This is a genomic window from Microcoleus sp. B6-A1 (assembly GCF_036705085.1).
Taxonomy (GTDB): Bacteria; Cyanobacteriota; Cyanobacteriia; order Cyanobacteriales; family Microcoleaceae; genus Microcoleus.
The window spans coordinates 52,394-73,311 of sequence record NZ_JAUBTU010000021.1 but is presented as its reverse complement, the minus strand read 5'-3'; the positions used below and the strand labels follow the sequence as shown (position 1 = coordinate 73,311).

The window sequence follows — 20,918 nt, the reverse complement described above, 5'->3', positions numbered from 1 at the left end:
CGCAGAGGGGAGAAGGGAAGAGGGGAGGAATGCAAGCTGTTTTTTTAACGTTAGTTTGGATGGTTTGCTATTGGTTTTGTCTGCCAGTTTATGCTGTCGGAGATTCGCCGATGGTCAATTTGCCAAAGAGTACGATCGAAGGTGCGATCGACTTTCACATTCATTCTTCTCCTGATGTGATTCCGCGCAGGTTAGACGATTTTGAAGTAGCGAAATTAGCTGCTAGGGCGAAGATGAAAGCTGTTGTATTGAAAAATTATTATGCCAGCACAGCAGCGCGGGCAGTTTTGGTGAATAAAATAGTACCAGAAATCCAAGTTTTCGGGGGAGTTGTTCTCAATCATGCTGTCGGCGGCATTAATCCCCAAGCTGTCGAAGCAATGCACCGCATCGGTGGCAAATACGGTAAAGTAGTGTGGCTGCCAACGGTTGATGCTGAGCATCACTTGCAGGTTTTTCATAAGTCGGGAATAGGGATTAAAGTTGCGGAAAATGGCAAGGTTTTACCGGAAACAGCAGCGGTGTTGAAGATGGTAGCCAAAGAGAATTTGGTATTGGAAACTGGTCATATTTCCTCAGAAGAAGTGATGGCAGTTGTAGCTGAAGCCAAACTGCTCAACATTAAGAACATCCTGATTACCCACGCAATGGCGGATGTACCCGGTTTATCCCTAGAAAATATGCAAACAGCCGCCAAGATGGGAGCTTTCTTAGAACTCGCATTTGTGAACGATTTGATGGGAGAAAATGCCGCTGATGACGGACACAAAAACTGGCATCAAGTTCCTATTAGTAAAATGGCAGCAGCGATTAAACTAATAGGAGCAGAGCATTTTGTGATGAGCACGGATTTAGGAAGGAAACCAGATCCTTTGCCGGCGGAAGGTTACAAATTATTTGTGGAAAAATTGATAAATCAAGGCATTTCTCCGCACGAAATTGATTTAATGATGAAACACAATCCAGCTCGATTGTTAGGCATTTAGAATGAGTAATTGGTAATTGGCAATCGGGGATTGGGAACCGCTAATTGGGAATTCTCTTCCCTCTTTTCTCTTCCTTCTTCCCTCTTCCCTCTTCCTTCTGCCTTCTTCCTTCTTCCTGACATCCGTTACATCCGTTACATCCGTTACATCCGTTACATAATCCGTTGCCGAACTTCCCTCTTCTATTCTTGATTGCCTTTGCGGCGCAGGTATCCGTTATCTGCAATGCGCCAAGCACCCCCAGCATTGCCCGTTAAATCGCTATCTTCCACGGTAGCAATGCCATCTCTGTAAACGGCGATCGCCTCACCTTCATTACCATTAATCCGACACCGGCGCACGATCAATTTTCCTCCCAATCCGACACCTATTCCCAAACTGCCGTTGTCAAAAATACTGCAATCTTCCACCGTTGCTTTCCCATTATCCGATATAAAAATTCCGTTCCATACCCCATCATGAATTTGACTGCGGCGGAGGGTAGAATTTGCATCAGGGCCGCAAATTCCCACCACAGAATAGTCCGCAGAAGTGATATCGCTGTCTTCTACGATTAACTCGCCTTTGCGAATATCTACAGTGTAATATTTCCCCGTCGCTCTCAGGGTTAAACCGCGCACTAAAGCACTGTCAGTTGCCATTTTAATGCAGTTTGAGTTGATACTTTCAACCACAATGCGATCAACCTCTCCGCTGCCGATAATTTCTACCGATTTGTCGATAATTAGACTTTCGCGGTAAACGCCTGGATGCACCTCAATGCGCGTGCCCGGTGCTGCATTTTTCAGCGCTTCGCTAATAGTAGTATAATCGCCTTGACCCTGCTGAGAAACAACAAATCCTTGACTCTTCAAAACTTTGGTATCTGAAGTAGATGCTTCAATTTGCCCTGATTCCGAGTCAAAATGCTCCGATTGTCGATCGCCCGCTTCGGAAAGTTGCGATGTTAGCTGCAAGCGTTCTTGATAAACTGTCTCTAGCTGATGTTCTAACTCGCATACTTGAGATAGAAGTTGAGCTTGATTCTGGTTTGCTGTCTCGATTTGACTTTGAGTTTCCGACAGTTGAGAATAAAGGTGCGATCGTTCTCTGTTAGCAGTTTCTAGCCCAGATGCCAATTCAGAGCGACTTTGACGAACACTTTCTAACTGATTTTCTAAGTCGGATACTTGAGATTGAAGTTGAGTTTGATTCTGATTGGCTGTCTCGGTTTGACTTTGCAATTGGGAGAGTTGAGAAGTGAGCTGAGCTTCCAATTCCGAGCGACTTTGACGCACACTTTCTAACTGATTTTCTAAGTCGGATACTTGAGATTGAAGTTGAGTTTGATTCTGATTGGCTGTCTCAATTTGACTTTGCAATTGCGAGAGTTGAGAAGTGAGTTGAGCTTCCAATTCATAGCGATTTTGACGCACACTCTCTAACTGATTTTCTAAGTCGGATACTTGAGATTGAAGTTGAGTTTGATTCTGGTTAGCTGTCTCGATTTGACTTTGCAATTCCGAGATTTTAGAATAAAGTTGCGATCGTTCGGTGTTAGCAGTCTCTAGCTGAAATTCTAATTCAGAGCGAGTTTGACGCACACTTTCTAACTGATTTTCTAAATCCGATACTTGAGATTGAAGTTGATTTTGATTCTGATTGGCAGTCTCGATTTGACTTTGGGATTCCGAGATTTGAGAAGTGAGCTGAGATTCCAATTCAGAGCGACTTTGATGCACACTTTCTAACTGGTGTTCTAACTCGGATATTTGAGATTGAAGTTGATTTTGATTCTGATTGGCTGTTTCGGCTTGACTTTGCAATTGGGAGATTTGAGAAGTGAGTTGAGATTCCAATTCCGAGCGATTTTGACGCACACTTTCTAACTGTTGCTCTAACTCGGAGATTTGAGATTGAAGTTGAGTTTGATTCTGGTGGGCTGTCTCGGTTTGACTTTGAATTTCCGAGAGTTGAGAATAAAGTTGCGATCGTTCTGTGTTAGCAGTTTCTAGCTGAACTTCCAATTCAGAGCGAGTTTGACGCACACTATCTAACTGGTGTTCTAACTCCGAGATTTGAGATTGAAGTTGAGTTGGGATCTGGTTTGCTGTCTCGATTTGACTTTGCAATTGGGACAGTTGAGAATAAAGGTGCGATCGTTCTGTGTTAGCAGTTTCTAATTCAGCTTGCAGTTCTGATAACTGAGACTGGAGTTGCGAGCTATCTCCCTCCTTGCGCTGTATCTGAGACTCCAATTCTGACAACTCATACAGCAGTCTTTCTCGCTCTACAACAACCATTTCGGATTGAAGTTGTACTTCACGAAGTTGAGAGTTTAACTGCATTTTTTCCAGATTAGCTGCTTCTAACTGTCTTTGCAGTTCTAATAATTCCAATGGAGGTTGCTGTGCTTGTTGGCTAGCGGTTTGCAATTGAGAGTTGAGTATTTCGCGTTCTTGCTCTGCACTCTCCAATTGAGCTTGTATATCTGACAATTCCGAAGTAAATTGCGATCGCTCTGCTTCGACTAATTGCAGTTGAGCTTGCAAACCGGACAGTTGAGACTGAAGTTGCTGCCGCTCTTCAATGGAGCGATCGAACTTAATTTGAATTTCCGACAACTGGTACTGTACCTGCAATCTGCTTTGAGTAGCCGTTTCCAACTGACTCTCAAATTCCGACAGCAGAGCGTGAAATTGAGAACGTTCGGCATCAACCGCCTCTAACTGTGCTTGCATTTCCAGCAATTGAGTGTTAAGCTGCGATCGCTCCTGATCCGCAACTTCTAACTGATCTTTAAGTTCTGCCACTTCTGTTAACTGGGACTCAGCTTGTTGAGCATTTTCTAGCTGAAACTGCAAATCAGCAATCAGAGCATCAATCTGCGATCGATCCTGGGCAATTCCGGCCAAAAATTCTTCCATTTCCGACACTTGATTTTTTAACAAGTCTTGCTCGCCCGTCACAGTTTCCAACCGACTTTGCAACTCGGACAATTCAGAATTTAGCTGATTTTCATTCTGCACCTTTTGCCGCAATTCCGAAGTTCGGGCATCCAACTGAGCAGCCAAATTCGATATAGCCTCCTGCGAACCCTGCATTCGCACCAAATTGCGTGAATTTCGCTTATTCAAAATTAGCCAGCAGACTAATGCCCCGCCTCCAAATCCTATGAATAAAAGTAATGCTTGCATTTGTTTTATCTAATTGATATAAATTGAGTAATCTTGATCCTTGCCCAAAAAATGGACTTCAACAAATCCCTATCTTACTCAAAGCTATCACAACTTGCAAGTCTCTATTCACTTGGTTGAACAATTTATATTTCTTTACAAATACCTTTTGTTTACAGGTAAGGTGCAGCGCACCCTGCAATTCCGATTAATGCAGCAAATCGACAATATCAGGAATAATCTCGATATGCTGAGTCAGCAGTTTATATTACTGCAAATTTGGCAGACGGAAAAGTTTTGTATCAAGGCAATTTAGACGCTCAGTTAGTCAAAGGATTAGTTGGCTTGCTTGTGGAAGGTTTGAGCGGATTAACGCCTGCTGAAATTGTCACCATTACCCCAGATTTTATTCAAGACACGGGATTGAATGTGAGTTTTAGAGCTTCCCGTGCTAACGGATTTTACAACATTTTTCAAATGAAAAAGAAAGCGCGGGAATCTAGGGAAGTGAGCAATCAGAACTGAATTAAGCCTGAAAAATCTTCACTAAAATCAACAGCCAATGATTTTTATAGGATAGCAGCTTTTTTATTCTCTATCCTCCACAAGAAAGTGGCAAACATTGTCGAAACCATTAATAAAACCCCAAGCACTAAAAAAGTAGTATGTGTAGCAAAAAGTAATGCTTGTACAGGCGCATTGCTAATATCGATGTTCGGTGCAAAATTAGCGCTAAAACTTGTGGTAAAGAAGAACAAAGCACCTACTATTGGTACTCCCAGCATCTGCCCTAAGATCCGCGAAAATGACAACAATCCCGAAGCAATACCTAATCGCTCTTTTGGTGCGGCTCCCATAATAGAGCTATTGTTAGGAGAGTTGAACATCGCCACTCCTACCCCATAGGGAATAATCCCCAAAATATACTTGATGACTGTTAATTCAGTATCAAATCTGCTGATTAAAAAACATCCAATTGCCATAAATACTAGACCCATTAAAGTAATTACCTGCGTGCCAAAACGGTCGGAAAGAATACCCGAAATAGGCGCAGTAGTCACAATCAAAAGTGACGGTACTACCATTAAAAAACCTGATTTTTGAGTCGAATAGTGTTCAAGGAAGGTGAAGAAAAAAGGAAGGATGAAGATGACACCTGCGATCACGAAATTTGCAATAAAACGTAGCGTTAAGCCCAGGCTAAACTCTAGGGATCGAAATATTTTAAAATCGATCATTGGTGCTGCTATTCGGGATTCAAACCATAAAAAGCCAATCAAGCTGACGACAGAAAAACCCAGCAAATTTATGGCAATATGAGAATTACCCTTCTGTAATAGGGTAATGCCAAGAATAAAAGAAGTTAAGACTACGGTCAATATCAGCGTACCGATGATATCAAAGTTTTCGGGGTTTCCACTAATCGCAGAATTCGGTACAAAACAAGCCACAATCAAAATGGCAAAAATCCCAATCGGAACATTCACCCAGAAAATTAAAGGCCAGCCTCCCACACTCATCAGCAGTCCTCCTACCATAGGCCCCAAGGTAATCCCCATTCCGTAAATTCCCGCTCTAATACCTAGTCCCAGTCCCCGCTCTGCCGCGGGAAATGCCTCCACAATCATCGCAGTTCCCAAGCCAGATAAAAACGCAGCACCTATTCCTTGCAATCCTCGAAACGCTATTAAAAACCCGACATTTGGCGCCATTCCACACAATAGTGAACTGATCGTAAAGATTGTTAAGCCAATAATGTACAATCGCTTCTTGTTCCAGATATCACCTAGTTTTGATACCAATATTACAAATATGGCGATTGCCAGCAAGTAACTTAAAACTATCCATTGACTCGTGGCAAAACTCGTATGGAGAGATTCAACCATAACTGGCAAAGCCAAGTTAACTATATACACATCCAAAGCAAAAATGAATACACCAATACCAATACCAACTGTAGTCCACCATTTTTCAGGTATTTTCTTCTCTTCTGGCCTTAATTCGTTAGAGTTTTCTGCTGGGGTTATTGACATTATTACTATCTATGGAGAGGTTGGTATTATTCTGAAGTCATCCAAACTATAGCATTTTTCACTTAGTAGGTGCTACTGTCAATTAGCAATTCTCAATAATTTCTATAAATTCTTTCTCGATATCGATTGGGGTTCCTCTTTTAGCAATTTCTTTGATTTCTTTAAGAATCTTAGCTACTAAATATTTGTTTTCAGCCAGTTCCTCTCTGCCAATCTGCTTTAGAGCTAATTCTACAGCAGTCAATCCGGATTGCATCCCTAATGCTATACTACTTTTAATTCCCAAAATTTCTGGATTTAAACTTTGATATAGGCGCTCATTTTTTGCCATTGCCGTAACGTGAACACCTGCATAATGGGTAAAAGCATTTTTCCCGACGGCAGGGTGATGAGGAGAAATAGGTACATGAGAATACTCGCTTACCAAATTATACAAATCTTTCAAATATCCTAGTTTCCAAAAGTTTTCCTCCTCAATAAGGTCGGATAAATTTATTAGTAACTCAGCCAAATCCACTATACCAGCTCTTTCCCCTAGTCCCATCACGCTGACATCAATAATATCTGTTCCCGCTCTGTAGGCATCCAAGGCATTTGCTAAAGCTAAACCTCTGTCGTTGTGGCAATGAACTTCTATTTGTGGATATAATTCTCGTTTGGCTAGTTCCTCCTTCAGGACTTTGACAAAATAATAAATACTACGTTTTTGTTGAAATGGGGTTGTATATCCAGTGGTATCAGCTATGCTGATTATATTAGCTCCAGCCTGCACTGCTGCACTAGCGGCCTCAATCACATTTTTCAGAGGAGAGCGAACTGTATCTTCCGGCGTATAGCGAATCAATAAACTCTCATTCTGCTCTCTAGCATAAGTTATTACTTCCACAATTTTATCTAGGGCTTCATCTAAACAGATATTATAGTCGCATTGCAATCGTTGAGAGGATACACTAAAAAACACGCCTAAAAAGCTGACATTACAATCCAGGGCTTTTTTAACATCATCTATTCGGCAGAGCGAATGAGCGCCTATTTTTGCTTTTAGTCCAGCATTGGCAATGCGGGTAACGGCTAAAGCAATTTCGCTATCTACAGCAGGATTGCCAGCTTCAATAATATCAACTCCTATGTGGTCTAAAAACTCCGCAATTTTTAACTTTGTTTCAGGTGCGAAATAAACTCCAGGGGTTTGTTCTCCCTCTCTCAAGGTAGAATCAAGAATTTTAATCATAATCTACGAGCGATTTAAATACTAACAAAATCTTGAAAAAGGGGCTGGCATCGCCGAGGGTACAATACCTTATACAAACTTGAGCCATGACCCCCAATAGATATCTCCAAATAATACAGTGGAATGCCGCCAGGATGCCTGCTCCACAAAAGTTATTGGGGAGATGTAATAGATAAGTCTAAGGGTTGATCGCCAACTTTGCCAAAGCTGCCTGCACTGTTGGGGGTAATTGACGCATAATCTTACCTTTGTCCCGATCGACACCAACCAAAGTTACCTGTGCTGTCACATATAACTCCTGAGTATCAGCCGATCGAATTTCGTAATCCCAAAGCAGCCGCACACCCTCGGTAGCAGCGATCCGCGTTCTGACTGCCACAGATTGACCCATTTGTACAGCCCGGTGGTAGCGCAGCGAAAGTTCCACCACGGGCAATTCCAAACCCTGCGCCACCCAGTCTGCATACTCGATGCCAAGAGATCGCAAACTTTCCACCCTAGCTTCCTCCATCCAAGCCAGATAAGTCCCGTGCCAAACCACACCGCTGTAGTCAGTATGGTGAGGGTACACTCGCACCAAATATTCAAACCAGCCCTCAGAGTCCATCCCCCGCCGATTTTGAATAGCACCAGCCGGTGCGAGTTCTGGTTGAGTTCGATCGTTCTCTAACACTTTACAAATCGTTCCAAAACGCTACATTTCTACAAATCATAAGACAAACTTCAGGCTTATGCTTGACAGTAAGCAACTAGAGTAATTGCTAGGATGATATTTTCCGAGACTTTTAGGTAATACTCATGACAATTGGTGTAGACTGAAGTAGCCTGCATAAAACCATCAGTAATGATGACTTGGACTTTCTCTCACTTATCTCAAGCTTTCGCTTGAGAGCATCTCTGTAATCCTTGCGGTTCGAGGTTGGTCAAAACCAGTGAAGAATACACCTCCTTGATTTGTGCAAAATACGGTTAGAGCCATAAAAGTTAGGTGGCTCTAAAATTTTTCAAGGCCCCAACTGTGGTTAGAAAACACCAAGTTTGAGTAGCGCTTTAGGGATTTTCCTTAAAGCTTTGTGGGATACCACCATGCTCTGAGACCTGTCTGATGAGTGTGCTATATTCGGATTCTCTCAGGTTGTCGGAGATTGTCTGGATTAAAAGTATCAGTACCAACGCCCTAGTTTAACGTCGCACAAGAAAACTCAACTGTTTTTACCGCCAAAACCCCATGATAGAAAAAATTTTAGTAGCCGTCGCCGGTCGCGGCTTGTGCGAAGAGATGTTTAATATGTTGATGGACATCCCTTCCTTGCAACAAACCTCTGTCACCGTCTTGCACGTCGTGCCGCCCCAAGTAACATCCGATGGCATGGCCGAGAAACTCGAAGAAGGAGGCAAGATTTTAGCACAAGCAGTCCAGTCTCTGAAAATAGATCCCAGCAAAGTCAACCCCCGGCTGAAACAGGGAGACCCGAAAACCACAGTTTGCCAAATCGCAGAAGAAGAACAATCCGACTTAGTAATTATGGGTTCCCGGGGACTCGGACGGCTGCAATCGATTTTGGAAAACTCAGTCAGCCAGTACGTTTTCCAGCTAACATCCCGACCGATGTTGTTAGTAAAAGACGACATCTACGTCAAAAAAATCAAGCGAGTCATGGTGGCGGTAGACAAATCAGAAGCTGCCAAACAGTCATTGCAGCTTGCGCTATCTTTGGTCAAAGAAGTCAGTGGCCCAGAGATAATTTTAGTACACGTCACCAAAGATTTGACGGGAAAAGCCAGCACAGATTTAACAACCAGTGCTGAAAAAGACCCCGTATTGGCCCCAGCAGTAGCACTAACCAAACAAATGGGAGTTAGCTACCGCTGCGTGAGTGCTACAGGCAAGCCAGGGGAAGAAATTTGTCGGATTGCAGACGACTTGAATGCCGACTTGTTGGTAATCGGTTCCCCGGATCGGCGACCCAACGTTGCCAAAAACTTTGTGGATATCGATCGACTCCTAGGAAATTCGCTATCAGACTACGTGCGAGTTTATGCCAACTGTCCCGTCTTGCTAGCCCGCACAGTCGGCTAGAATCTCATAGTTAACAGTTAGTCGCTAATATCAAATCCACTCTTCATCGGAATAGTAAATTCGAGTTCACTGTTGACGGTTGACTGTTCACGCCGTCAACAGTCAACCGTCAACAGTCAACATCATGTATGAGTGTTACCGGAAATGATATAACACTCAACAGTTAACCAAAAAAGCGCCTCAGCAAAAAGCTGTTGGCGCTTTTTTTTGCAAGCAGCAAAGCCAGAGAGAAATAGCAGCAGTTGCTAATCTTTTCTGCCTTGACGGCTAGCTGTTTGAATGTACAGAATGATTAGAAAAACACTGGGAACCAATACAAAAAGAATGGTTGCCACAAACCCTAAATCGTTAACTTCCATGAAGACGCTCGCCTCTATCGGAAAATAGAAAAACACACACAACTAGGATATCACTCAAAGGTAAAAGGCAAACTCGAAGACAGAAGGAGAGCTGACGGACAAGCGTCGAAACCCTCTTTCTGCCTGGATGCCTCGTTGCCCAATCTCTTATTTTTCCTAGAAACCAACTTTCTTTTCCTAAGCGAGCAAAAGGCGTGATTATACAGTGAAATAGGAAAAAAAAACAAAATTATTGCATTTTGCATTTTTCTTTCCTTCTGCTTTTCTAGCATCTCTAGCCTTCTGCCTTCTGAAAGTCACGGTTTAGTCTTCACGCTCACCTGGCCATTGACCATAGCTTGACAAGCCAACCGATAGTTTTCGGGCTTTTTCTTGAGCTTGCGGTTCTCAAAGTCAGTGCGGGGCGACAGATTTTCACTGCCCTCGACAATTTCCACAATGCAGGTGCCGCATTGACCAATGCCCCCGCAATTCATGAGCTTTCCCGAAAACGTGTACAAATCGATGCGGTTTTCTAGAGCTTTGAGCCTCAAATTGGCCCCGTCTGCTGCGATGACTTCCTGATTTTCCTTCACAAACTTGATATTGGCCATTGCCGATTCCTTAACGCAGTTGACATCGAACTCTATTACAAAATATTAACTAATGTGTCGGACGTTTAATACCCCGATGTCTAATTGCCTTTGTGATTAAAGGACGCGCGTGCGTAGCTCTCCCGTAGGGAATCGCCCCAACTCAATCTCAAGGAGCATCCGAGAGGTTATTCGTCGGAAGATTGCTCACAGCCCGCTGGAGAGACGAAAGCCCCAGGTTGTAGGTGACAATTGCCGACAATCGGTTTCTCTCAGCCCTAGTCAAATCAGTTTCCGCCTGAATCACATCCGTCTGAGTACCCACGCCAGCTTGAAACCGCAGTCTCGCCAGACGCAGAGCTTCCCTTGACTGCAAAACCCCCGCCTCAGAAGTTTCGATATTCTCAAAACTCGACTCTAAGCCAAAATAAGCTTGTTCTACTTCCCGGCGCACCTGGTTGCGGAGTTGGTCAAATCGACTTTCGGCGATCGCAATATCAGCATCCCGCTGTTTCACCCGGGCGTTCGCCGCGCCCCCATCGAAAATACTCCAAGTCAGACTCGCCCGGATCGAATACCCATCGGCCCACCCACGAGTAGCAAACGGGTTGGGGTCGTCAGGGTCTTGTCCCAGCACGTTGTAACTACCCCCAACACTTAGTTGAGGCAAACGCCCCGCCTGAATCGATCGCCTCTGCTGCTTGCTGATATCCCTCTGCACCAACTGCTGTTCCAACTCGGGGCGATTCTTAAAAGCCTGCACGATACTCTCTTCCAAAGACAGCCTCCAAGAGCCCGCTTGCTCTACCGGATCTGCCGCCGTCAAGTTCGCCGACTGGCTGATATTCAAAATCTCAGCCAGACGCCGCTGGGCAACTCGCTGATCGCGACGGGCAACTGAGAGTTGTTGCACTTCGTTAGCCAAATTTGCCTGAGCCTGCAACACAGCAAACCGGGTTCCCACCCCTGCCCGTTCCAGGGCTTCGGCATCCCGCAAACTTTGCTGGGCATTTCTGACCGAAGCTTGGCGGATGGCAACTTGTCCGTCCGCGTTTTGCAAGTTGTAGTAAGCCTCAGCAGTGTCGAAGCGGAGTTCCTCGGCTTGGCGTTCCACATCCAGTTCCCGAAGGCGCAACTGTTCCTCTGCCGCGCGGATGTTAGCCCGCCGCCTTCCGAACAAATCCACGTCATAGCTCAACTGCAAAGTGCTGTTGAGACTGTTGCTGCCGAAATTTGTGCCGGCTTGGGGGGCGGGCTGCCCGGTTCCGTTAGCCCGAGAGTTGAGGCGGCGCTGCGTAGCCCGGATTCCGAGTTCTCCGCCGGCACTCACAGAACGGCTGGCGTCCATTTGAAAATTCAGGTCTGGATAAAGAGCAGCTTGCTGTTCGCGCAAAGCGGATCTGCTTTGTTCCACTTGCTGTCCGGCGATTTGCAAAACTTGGCTGTTGCGGCGGGCGAGGTCGATCGCCTGCTGCAAGGTAATTGACTCTGTTTGCTCGATCCTGACATCCTCCGGGTTTGTCGGAAACAGCAGCGGATTCGGGTTGGGTTCCAGAGAAGCCGGAGGCTTGGTGTCTAAAATGCCCCTCGGAGGGAGAGGGGGGAAACTTTCGTTCGGAGTGCCCCGGAGAATTGGTACCGGGGAACTCGGCACAGGAACATTGTTGGGAGGGTTCGGGGAAGGCTGCTGAGTCTGTGTCGGTTCCAACCCTCTTAGAGGCGTTGAACCGGCCTGAGACAGAGTTGATGGGGAAGCCGGAGCAGCCTGTTGAGGCTTTGATGCTTGCTCCGGCCCGGTTGGGGGGTTAAGGGCGATCGACTCTTCGGCCTGTGATGCTGATTCTGCCGCTTTGTTCGAGGCCGATCGAACATTGGGCCCTAATTCGAGCTGATTGAAGCGGGCCAAACTGTCCTGAGATTGAGCCGGAGACTGTGCTGAAGCACTCTGTGCGGCGTTGCCCAAAGTAATTGCAGCGCCCACTCCGACTACCATGATTTGACGAAAAACACGCATAATTTTTTAATTACTCTGCAATTCTAGAGACAATTTTAGAGCAAGATTGAGGTCTCAAGTTTCTAGTCTGTAGCCTGAACTCGACGGTTACAAGTCACAATTACCATACTCATCTTAACTTTTGAATGTTCGATTCAAAATTTAGAATTTAACTTCAGCAGTTGCCAGACCGATCGCCGCCGAGATTAGTTCCTCTACTCCGCTCACCGGCAAAATCCGGGTTTTTAGGGAGCTGGCGAGCTGTTCGAGGGTCATGTCGTCGAGAAAACGCGGTTCCCCCTGTTTTAGCATCACCGACGGCAGCAGGATGCCATCTCCCAAGTCTCGCCCCTGCAAAGCTTCGAGCAAATCTTGCCCGGTGAGCAAACCCGTAACAGTGATAGTTTGTCCCCAGTAGTGGCTGCACAGTGCTGCCATGTTGACGGACAAGCCGGGAATTTGGTTTAGTTGTTGTACGATCGGCTCAAAAGCTTTTTCGACAGCATTCCCCACCACCCAAACTAACTTGCGCTGTGGCTCGACTTGCATCGGTTGCAGCTTCTCAAAAGCCGTTTCAAACTGCTGGATAAACTGGCGAATCGAACCCACACCGTTACCAATTTGCGGATAATCTTCATAATCTCCAGCCGACGGCAAATCTAAACCCGCTATTAAAAACCACTCGTCAGCCAGCCAAATACAGCGAGATTTTGACTTTCCTAACAAGCCATTTAAATCTTCTCCCCCCCTTGCTAAGGGGGGGTTGGGGGGGGTAGATTTTGAATTCTTCCTTTTCGGCTTTCCGCCGCCTTTTCCTTTACTTAAAAGCACTTGAATTTTCTGCACTTGCTCGATTACTTCTCGCGCTTTTTCCGCAGTTACTGCGATCAGTTCATCTTCTGCAGGACGAAAGCGAGTTAAACCCACCGGCACTACAGCCACCGATGCTACAGCGGGAATACTTCCAGTATGAAACTTTGCCAAATCTAACAAAGTGCGTTCTAAATGTTCGCCATCATTAATACCGGGACAAACAACTACTTGAGCGTGAATTTGCAAGCGGCGTTCTTGAAACCATTTGATTTGTTCGAGAATCTTCCCAGCGCGGAGATTTTTTAGCAACCGAATTCGCACTTCCGGTTCCGTAGCGTGAACGGAAACATAGAGAGGAGAAAGTCGCATTTGTTCGATTCTGTCCCACTCTTTTTGAGTCAGATTTGTGAGAGTGAGATAGCTACCATAAAGAAAGCTGAGGCGGTAGTCATCATCTTTGAGATAGAGAGTTTCGCGCTTTCCCGGTGGTTGTTGGTCAATGAAGCAAAAAGGGCAGCGATTGTTGCACTGAATTAGTCCGTCAAAAAGAGCTGTTTCAAATTCCACTCCCAAGTCTTCGTCGTATTCTTTCTCGATTTCTAACTTGTGGGTTTTGCCTTTACTGTCTAAAACTTCTAGTTCCAGAAATTCATCGGCGCACAGAAATTGATAGTCGATTAAATCGCGCGGTTTTTCACCGTTGACGGCGACGATTGAGTCTCCGGGTTCAAATCCCATTTCGGCGCAGATGCTGTCGGGGATAACTTTGGTGATTAGGGCGGGCCGGATTGATATGTCGCTCATGGTTATTAGTTATTTGTTATTTGTTATTTGTTAGCGGAGAATGTTTACAGTTTAACTTGTCTAGGCTGACAGAAGCGATCGGGCGATCGCTTCTGCCAGTCTAGGCGAGTGAATTGTCTTTAACAGAATTGACTTGTCGGGTTGCTAAATATACAGCATTATTATATTTTTTCCATAAACAGTCCTGCAATCCGCACCTCAAAAGTTATTCCAGGTAGCTGAGGCTGCCATCCAAGTTGCACTGCTTGCCGTATCCATTGTGTTGCATCACAGGGTGTTACTGGTTTCACTTCGTTAGCGGGACTTAAACCTTGAGGATGAGGTCGATGGGTGAGAATAACTAACACGCCCGCCCGGTTCTTCAGCGTGTTGGACAGCAACATGAAGATTTCCGCAACCGTAGTCTGCTTGCATATTAGTAGCTTGTCTTCGGATTAGCCAGATGAAAGGCTCCCCATCAACAATTATTTTTCTGGTTCCTTTTTTCGGTATTGACATAGTTTGCTAAGGTCGATCGCCTTTAGAATCAGGATAAGTTCTGGGTTGTGAATTTAGCTTGGCTGTGAGAGGATGTATCAAAAATATGTATTTATGAAACTCAAAATTTTGACGGGTTCCTGACAGGCTTAGTTGTTTCTGCCAGCACAACACCGCTCTTTTGTCAACCCAGCAGTGCGGGAAATAATCGCTTTTTTTGCGATACTCTTCCATATATTAGCACTGGGATTCTGAACGGAAAACCTGTTTTCAATCTGATACTATTGTTCCCAGAATTCCGGGAGCGATAAAGAAGGACATCGCTACACCAATACTAGCAGCAGTAACCAGCCTAATTAGCGCTAATTGTGCATTTTGTCGCTCGCTATCTTCGAGCATTCTACATCCTTCACGGCGACGCTCACTTTGAGTTAAAAGCTAACAGCTTGTCAGCTATTAATAAGCTTTTTATGAACGGGCTCTTCGGCCCGTTCCACAAGAAAATTTACTCTTTGTGGAACAGGCATCTTGCCTGTTCTTGTTTTGGTGGAACAGGCATCTTGCCTGTCCTTGTAATTATAACAACCTACGCATTTTTCACTGCCCCACCTGCGATCGCCGTTAAAATCGCCACACCAAAAGCCAGCCGATACCACACAAACACCCAGGTATTTTGAGTTTGCAGGAACTTGAGCAGCCACGCGATCGACAAATAAGAAAACACAAATGCCGAAATCGTTCCCACTATCAAAGCTGCAACTCCAGCATCGCTGATTCCTTCTCCCAAAGCACCCTTCAATTCCACTAATCCAGCCAGAGTAATTGCCGGAATTCCCAATAAAAAAGAAAACCGCGCGGCCGCGGGTCTTTCTAATCCTATAAACAATCCTGCTGTTAGGGTAGAACCCGATCGCGAACACCCCGGAATCAAGGCTATTGCTTGAGCTAATCCCATAAAAATGCCGTCTGAGACAGTTAACTTTTCATAAGTGCGATGGCGCTTGCCAGTTTTTTCTGCTATTGCTAACAGTAGCGACATGACGATCGAAGCAATGGCGATGCTGGCCAAACTTCTCAGCGGGGAGTTGTCAAAATCTGGAACCAATGCCTTGATTAGCAGCCCAAAAAAGAGTATAGGTATTGTTCCCAAAACAATTCCCAGCGCTATTTGAAACTCTTGCGATTTGTAGTCGCGCCGCACCACTGCATCTACAGCACCAACAGTTATATTTGTCAAGTCTTTCCAGAAATACCAAAGCACTGCCACAATACTGCCCAACTGAATAACAGCAGTATAAGCAACCCCCGGATCGCCCCATCCCAGGGCGATCGGCACTACCTTTAAATGAGCGCTGCTGCTAATGGGCAAAAACTCTGTTAATCCTTGTACAATTCCTAAAACAAGGGCCTGCACCAGATTGATTTGAGCCGGCCCGGAAACATCAGCAGCCGGCGTTTGGGCGAGGAGTGCGTCAAGCAAAGCTATCATTAGTTGTAAATTCCCAGTTGTCAGTTTCTAGTAATCAGTTGAATTTAATATCTTGCACCCTTCTGGGAAGCTAGAAGCCCACCCCACCACAAATAAATTTTATTGTGGCGCGGACTGTTCCAGTCCGCCCCTGAAAAGCCGATCGCAAATAGTGATCTTCGGTCTGTAGAATCGCCTTGTAGATCGCCACTATCAGCAATTTATGATCATCGAGTCGAAACTACTTTAACCTACTCAACAACATTTGCCTACATTTTGCTGATAAACTTAGGAAAGTTTTTGCATCTGATTTCGCTTTCCTTACAGCAACTGCCAATAACCTATGATATTTCCTGAAAACAAAAATTCAAGTGTTACTGCTGCTTCTGGCATCCGCTGGCTGAGGCGAATGTTGTCAGCGAGTCTTGTAACAGTGGCGATCGCACTTAGCTTGATACTGCTAACCGGCACCCCACCAGCCTTCGCCACTCTCACAGACGATCGCTATGACGGTACAATTTTTGCCCTCTACGCCGGCAACGGTTCCCTAGTTCCTCCTAAAGTCAAACTCACAGATTCTTTCAAACGCAATAAACCCGTATTGTTAGTGTTTTACACTGACGACAGCAGCGACTCCAAGCAATACGCGATCGTCGTCTCTCAACTCCAGGAATTTTACGGGCGCGAAGCCGATTTTATGCCCATAACAATTGACTCTTTGCCTCCGCAACAGTCACCCGAAATCACCGAACCCAGCCATTATTACGAAGGTTTCGTACCTCAAACTGTCATCCTCGACCAATCGGGAAAAGTAGTTTTTAATGAGAAAGGACAAATACCCTTTGAACAGGTAGATGATGCTTTTCGGAAAGTATTTGACTTGCTGCCCAGAGAAAAATCAATCCCGCTCAAACGCCGTGTCGTGAACGAACTTAACGTCGAATTGTCGAAGTAATAGGTAATGGTAATTGCTAGTCGCTATAGCAATTTTCAAGGATTCCTTAACGAGAGTTTTTTTGTTCTATATTGGGTAAGGTACGCAATGCGCGCCCTACATTTAGGGTGATACAGTCAACAGTCAACAGTCAATCATCATTCTGCCTCAGTAATTCTTTACAAACACCATATCGGGTCTCAGGGCAAAATGGACGTGAACTATTTAAACTTTAAACGATGAGTAGAACCTTAATTCCTGTGATTCTGGCCGGTGGTAAAGGCGAACGTTTTTGGCCGCTGAGTCGCAAGCAGCGGCCCAAGCAGTTTTTGAGTCTCGACGGTAGCGGCAAGAGTTTACTGCAGGCTACTGCGGAAAGACTTTTGGAATTAGGTAACGGCTGGGACGATTTGTGGGTGGTAACGTCGGAAATGTTGGCTGCGGGAGTCCGCGAACAGTTGCCGCTGTTACCGCCGGAGAATTTGCTGGCGGAACCGGAGGGCCGGGATACTGCGCCGGCGGTGGCCTGGACTGCTATAGAAACTGCGAAGCGTTACGGTGAGGATGCGGTGGTGGGTTTTTTCCCGGCGGATCACTGGATTGGGGAACCCGAGGAGTTTGTCAAGACTTTGGAGGCGGCGGCGGAGTTGGCGAAAAATCAAGATGCGATCGCCACTTTGGGAGTAAAACCGAGTTATGCTTCCACTGGTTACGGCTACATCGAACAAGGTGAAGAAATTGGCAGTTTTGGGGGTTTTCCGGCCTATCGGGTGGCGAGGTTTACGGAAAAGCCCGATCGCACAACTGCTGAAGAATTTGTAGCCAGCGGCAAGTTTAGTTGGAACGGCGGAATTTTTGTATTTCGAGTCGGAACAGTCTTGACAGAATTGCGAAATCATGTACCGGAAATGATGGCAGCTTTGGAAGCAAAAGGCGCGCAGGCATACTCGGAATTACCCAAAATTAGCATCGATTACGCTTTGATGGAGAAGACGCAAAAGGCTTGTGTTCTGCCGGTGGGCTTTAGCTGGGACGATTTGGGAGATTGGAATGCGATCGGTCGTTTGCTGCAAGGAGACAAGCCGAATGTGGAGTTAGCAAAACACGTCGGAATTGATACGAAAGGTGGCATTTTTTATGCAGCCGATGAGAATGAGGTGATTGTCACCATTGGTTTAGAAGATGTGGTAGTTGTCAGAGATGGCAATGTGACTTTGATTGTGAAAAAGGACAGGACGCAGGAGATTAAACAGGTAATTAAGGTGTTGGGAGAAGATGATAAATTGAAAGATTTATTGTGAGGGTGAAATGAGGCAGCACGACACGGATTCTGAAGGCGGATACACCAACTATTCATCACTGTTTATCCAGGCATTCGTTTTTGAATCTGTGTTGGGCCTTACTATTTACTTTATTTACATAATTTCTTCTAAATTCAACACAAAACCAGGCAGTACATCTTCCCCTGATAGAGTGGCAGGATTTTCGATAATTTCAACATCTTGACCGGGGCGATAAATTTCTACCCGCCGATTTTGCCTGTCAATTAACCAACCCAATTTAGCACCGTTTTCTATATATTCTTGCATTTTCTCTTGAAGTTTCTTCAAGGAATCAGTCCGAGAACGCAACTCAACAACAAAATCAGGACACAAAGGAGCAAAACTGTCTTTTTGCTCCGGTGTTAAAGCATCCCAGCGTTCTTTTTTGACCCAAGAGGCATCAGGAGAGCGATCGGCACCATTCGGGAGTGTAAAGCCTCCCGAAGAGTCGAAAACTACTCCCAGTTTAGTTTCACGGTTCCAGACTCGGAGTTGAGATGTTAAATCGGCATTACGCCTGCTAGTTTCACTGCCTGTCGGTGGCATAATAATTAATTCCCCTGATGCTGTACGTTCAAATTGATAATCGCGGTTGTGCTGACAAAGCTGAAAAAATTGCTCGTCAGTTAAGTTGATGGATAATTCGATCGAGTTGGCAGGAAATGGGATGGCAATCATGTCTCTTATACGATATTAAAAACATTGAGAATCTGGTTTTTAATAACTTACTCATTCAATTCTTTGACACATCTTTTCAAGTTAATAAATTTAATTATAAAAATATCATGTCTGCTTTAACTGTATATTACCATGAGGATTAATGCCACGGCCAAAAACCGATCGCCCCCCGCACCCCAAAGCTCTCACGCGCATTCCCACCCTTTCGCCCAAGTTATTCCCCAAGACACTGGTCAGCCCGGTCAACAGCGCTATCCTAGTAGTTATATAGCCCTTAAACCCGATCGACCCGGAGGCCCCTTGTTTAGCCTAGTTCAAAACAATTCTCGCAAAGGAGAAATTCTAGAGGTCGTCTTCCGCAACGGTTGGGACTACATGAAAAGCCTCCTAACCGGCCGCAAAACCGACGCACCCAGTCTCCCAACTCCAGCAGTTCTCCGCAACATCCTCGTCCAATTAGGGCCAGTTTTTGTCAAATTAGGACAATTGCTGAGCACCCGTCCTGACCTTTTGCCGGCCAGCTATATCGAAACTCTCTCCACGCTACAAGCGGAAGTGCCGCCCGTACCGTGGTCGCAAGTAGAAGCAATCGTCCGCCAGGAACTCACACAATCTCTCGAAAATACCTTCGCCAAATTTAACACCGAAGCCATCGCTGCAGGTTCGATCGCCCAAACCCACAAAGCTACTTTAAAAGACGGCCGCGAAGTCGCCCTCAAAGTTCAGCGCCCCGGTATTGATATTGTCATCGAACAAGACATCGCCGTGCTCCGAGGTTTGGCAGAACTTGTCATGCTCACAGACTTCGGTCAACAATACGATATTGTCGCCCTAGCTGAAGAATTTGCGATCGCCCTGCGTGCAGAACTAGACTTCATTCAAGAAGCCAGCTACACAGACGAACTGCGCCGCAATTTATCTAAAAGTAAATGGTTTGACCCCACACAAGTTGTCTTACCAGAAATTAACTGGGAGTTGACTACAAAAAAACTCTTAGTAATGGAGTGGCTGAACGGAGTCCCAATTTTGCTAGGCGACTTGCAAGGAATTCGCCAGAAAGGAGATATAAATGCCGAACGCGAAGAAATTACAACGCTGCTTTGCCGCGTTTTCTTCCAGCAGTTATATATCGACGGATTCTTTCACGCCGACCCGCATCCCGGCAATTTATTTTATCTCAAAGATGGCCGGATAGCTTTGCTGGACTGCGGCATGGTCGGCAGATTAGACCCGCGCACTCAGCAGAATTTGACAGAAATGTTGCTGGCAATTGTCGATTTAGACGCTCAGCGCTGCGCTCAATTAACTTTGGAAATGGCAGAATTTGCTCAGCCGACAAGTTTAGTTAATCTAGAGAACGATTTGGCTCGAATGCTACGCAAGTATTACAATGTCAGCTTGTCGCAAATGAACTTGTCGGAAATATTTTATGAGGTGCTGGAAATCACCCGCAAAAATAAAATTCGGCTTCCCAGCAATCTCGGTTTGTATGCAAAAACTCTAGCTAATTTGGAGGGACTGGCGCGCTCTTTTAATCCCCGGTTTAATATTGTAGAGCAGGTGAAACCGCTGATGACCGATATGTTTCGGCGTCAGTTATTAGGAGACGATCCGATCCAAGCTCTGCTGAGAACTGCCCTGGATCTCAAAAGCTTATCTTTGCAATCCCCGCGACAGGTGGAAGTGCTTTTAGACCGAGTTACTTCGGAAACTTTGAAGTGGAACTTGACACTAAAAGAACTCGATCCGCTACGCCGCACTCTGGGGGATTCTGCGAACCGACTTTCTTTTAGTATTGTCGTGGGTTCGCTGATTGTGGGGGCGGCAATTATTTCTTCTAACGCACAAACTCCTCAGCTATCTTTTCTGAGCACGGGTTTGTTTGGGGCGGCGAGTTTTTTGGGTTTGTGGTTAGTTATTAGCATTCTCAGGTCAGGGCGTTTGCGAAGTTGATTGTACAATATCGGTATGTGTTGTGGAACAGGCCGGAAAGCCTGTTCTTGAGAATTGTGG

Annotated in this window: 16 protein-coding genes and 1 pseudogene; 6 read left to right on the top strand and 11 right to left on the bottom strand. The window is 45.4% G+C overall.

What is annotated here, in order from left to right; all coding sequences use genetic code 11:
- The first annotated feature begins 29 nt into the window (after positions 1 to 29).
- Complete coding sequence (locus QUB11_RS10195; protein WP_333390425.1) at positions 30 to 986, top strand: DUF6282 family protein; 957 nt, start codon at positions 30 to 32, stop codon at positions 984 to 986.
- Positions 987 to 1,168: 182 nt separating this feature from the next.
- Here QUB11_RS10195 and QUB11_RS10190 read toward each other — a convergent pair whose 3' ends face one another.
- Positions 1,169 to 4,162: a right-handed parallel beta-helix repeat-containing protein gene (locus QUB11_RS10190; RefSeq protein ID WP_333390422.1), complete on the bottom strand. Its 2,994-nt coding sequence runs from the start codon at positions 4,160 to 4,162 to the stop codon at positions 1,169 to 1,171.
- A 243-nt stretch (positions 4,163 to 4,405) separates the two neighbouring features.
- Here QUB11_RS10190 and QUB11_RS10185 point away from each other — a divergent pair.
- Positions 4,406 to 4,666 (top strand): annotated as a pseudogene (locus tag QUB11_RS10185) (SufE family protein); the annotation flags it as partial.
- Between the two features lie 44 nt (positions 4,667 to 4,710).
- On the opposite strand, the gene QUB11_RS10180 reads toward QUB11_RS10185, so the two are convergent.
- The 3 genes from QUB11_RS10180 to QUB11_RS10170 form a co-directional block, all read right to left on the bottom strand.
- A complete protein-coding gene (locus QUB11_RS10180) occupies positions 4,711 to 6,174 on the bottom strand; it encodes an MFS transporter (RefSeq protein ID WP_333390420.1) in 1,464 nt (487 codons plus the stop codon).
- Between the two features lie 82 nt (positions 6,175 to 6,256).
- A complete protein-coding gene (locus QUB11_RS10175) occupies positions 6,257 to 7,405 on the bottom strand; it encodes a homocitrate synthase/isopropylmalate synthase family protein (protein ID WP_333390418.1) in 1,149 nt (382 codons plus the stop codon).
- A gap of 178 nt (positions 7,406 to 7,583) precedes the next feature.
- Entirely contained in the window at positions 7,584 to 8,078 is a 495-nt protein-coding gene (locus QUB11_RS10170) for a thioesterase family protein (RefSeq protein WP_333390415.1), read from the bottom strand.
- Positions 8,079 to 8,633: 555 nt separating this feature from the next.
- Here QUB11_RS10170 and QUB11_RS10165 point away from each other — a divergent pair.
- Entirely contained in the window at positions 8,634 to 9,485 is an 852-nt protein-coding gene (locus QUB11_RS10165; RefSeq protein WP_333390412.1) for a universal stress protein, read from the top strand.
- A 245-nt stretch (positions 9,486 to 9,730) separates the two neighbouring features.
- Here the strand turns inward: QUB11_RS10165 and psbM are convergent, their stop codons facing one another.
- From psbM to QUB11_RS10135, 6 genes are all read right to left on the bottom strand, one after another.
- A complete protein-coding gene (psbM, locus tag QUB11_RS10160; RefSeq protein WP_015177760.1) occupies positions 9,731 to 9,844 on the bottom strand; it encodes a photosystem II reaction center protein PsbM in 114 nt (37 codons plus the stop codon).
- A gap of 296 nt (positions 9,845 to 10,140) precedes the next feature.
- Complete coding sequence (locus QUB11_RS10155; protein ID WP_006631487.1) at positions 10,141 to 10,437, bottom strand: 2Fe-2S iron-sulfur cluster-binding protein; 297 nt, start codon at positions 10,435 to 10,437, stop codon at positions 10,141 to 10,143.
- A gap of 148 nt (positions 10,438 to 10,585) precedes the next feature.
- Positions 10,586 to 12,430 carry a TolC family protein gene (locus QUB11_RS10150; RefSeq protein ID WP_333390409.1) on the bottom strand — a complete coding sequence of 615 codons (1,845 nt, stop codon included), beginning with the start codon at positions 12,428 to 12,430 and terminating at the stop codon, positions 10,586 to 10,588.
- A 141-nt stretch (positions 12,431 to 12,571) separates the two neighbouring features.
- Positions 12,572 to 14,026 carry a DUF512 domain-containing protein gene (locus QUB11_RS10145; protein ID WP_333390407.1) on the bottom strand — a complete coding sequence of 485 codons (1,455 nt, stop codon included), beginning with the start codon at positions 14,024 to 14,026 and terminating at the stop codon, positions 12,572 to 12,574.
- A 161-nt stretch (positions 14,027 to 14,187) separates the two neighbouring features.
- Entirely contained in the window at positions 14,188 to 14,409 is a 222-nt protein-coding gene (locus QUB11_RS10140; protein ID WP_333202595.1) for a hypothetical protein, read from the bottom strand.
- A gap of 680 nt (positions 14,410 to 15,089) precedes the next feature.
- Positions 15,090 to 15,992 carry an undecaprenyl-diphosphate phosphatase gene (locus tag QUB11_RS10135; protein ID WP_333202593.1) on the bottom strand — a complete coding sequence of 301 codons (903 nt, stop codon included), beginning with the start codon at positions 15,990 to 15,992 and terminating at the stop codon, positions 15,090 to 15,092.
- Positions 15,993 to 16,314: 322 nt separating this feature from the next.
- Here QUB11_RS10135 and QUB11_RS10130 point away from each other — a divergent pair, with 322 nt between their 5' ends.
- Together QUB11_RS10130 and QUB11_RS10125 are read left to right on the top strand one after the other, a co-directional pair.
- A complete protein-coding gene (locus tag QUB11_RS10130; protein WP_333202592.1) occupies positions 16,315 to 16,926 on the top strand; it encodes a thylakoid membrane photosystem I accumulation factor in 612 nt (203 codons plus the stop codon).
- A 218-nt stretch (positions 16,927 to 17,144) separates the two neighbouring features.
- A complete protein-coding gene (locus QUB11_RS10125) occupies positions 17,145 to 18,206 on the top strand; it encodes a mannose-1-phosphate guanylyltransferase (RefSeq protein WP_333202590.1) in 1,062 nt (353 codons plus the stop codon).
- 114 nt (positions 18,207 to 18,320) lie between these two features.
- Here the strand turns inward: QUB11_RS10125 and QUB11_RS10120 are convergent, their stop codons facing one another.
- On the bottom strand, positions 18,321 to 18,905 hold the full coding sequence (locus tag QUB11_RS10120) for a Uma2 family endonuclease (protein WP_333202588.1): 585 nt from the start codon (positions 18,903 to 18,905) through the stop codon (positions 18,321 to 18,323).
- 300 nt (positions 18,906 to 19,205) lie between these two features.
- On the opposite strand from QUB11_RS10120, the gene QUB11_RS10115 reads away from it, so the two are divergent.
- On the top strand, positions 19,206 to 20,858 hold the full coding sequence (locus QUB11_RS10115) for an AarF/ABC1/UbiB kinase family protein (RefSeq protein WP_333390441.1): 1,653 nt from the start codon (positions 19,206 to 19,208) through the stop codon (positions 20,856 to 20,858).
- The last annotated feature ends 60 nt before the right edge of the window (positions 20,859 to 20,918 follow it).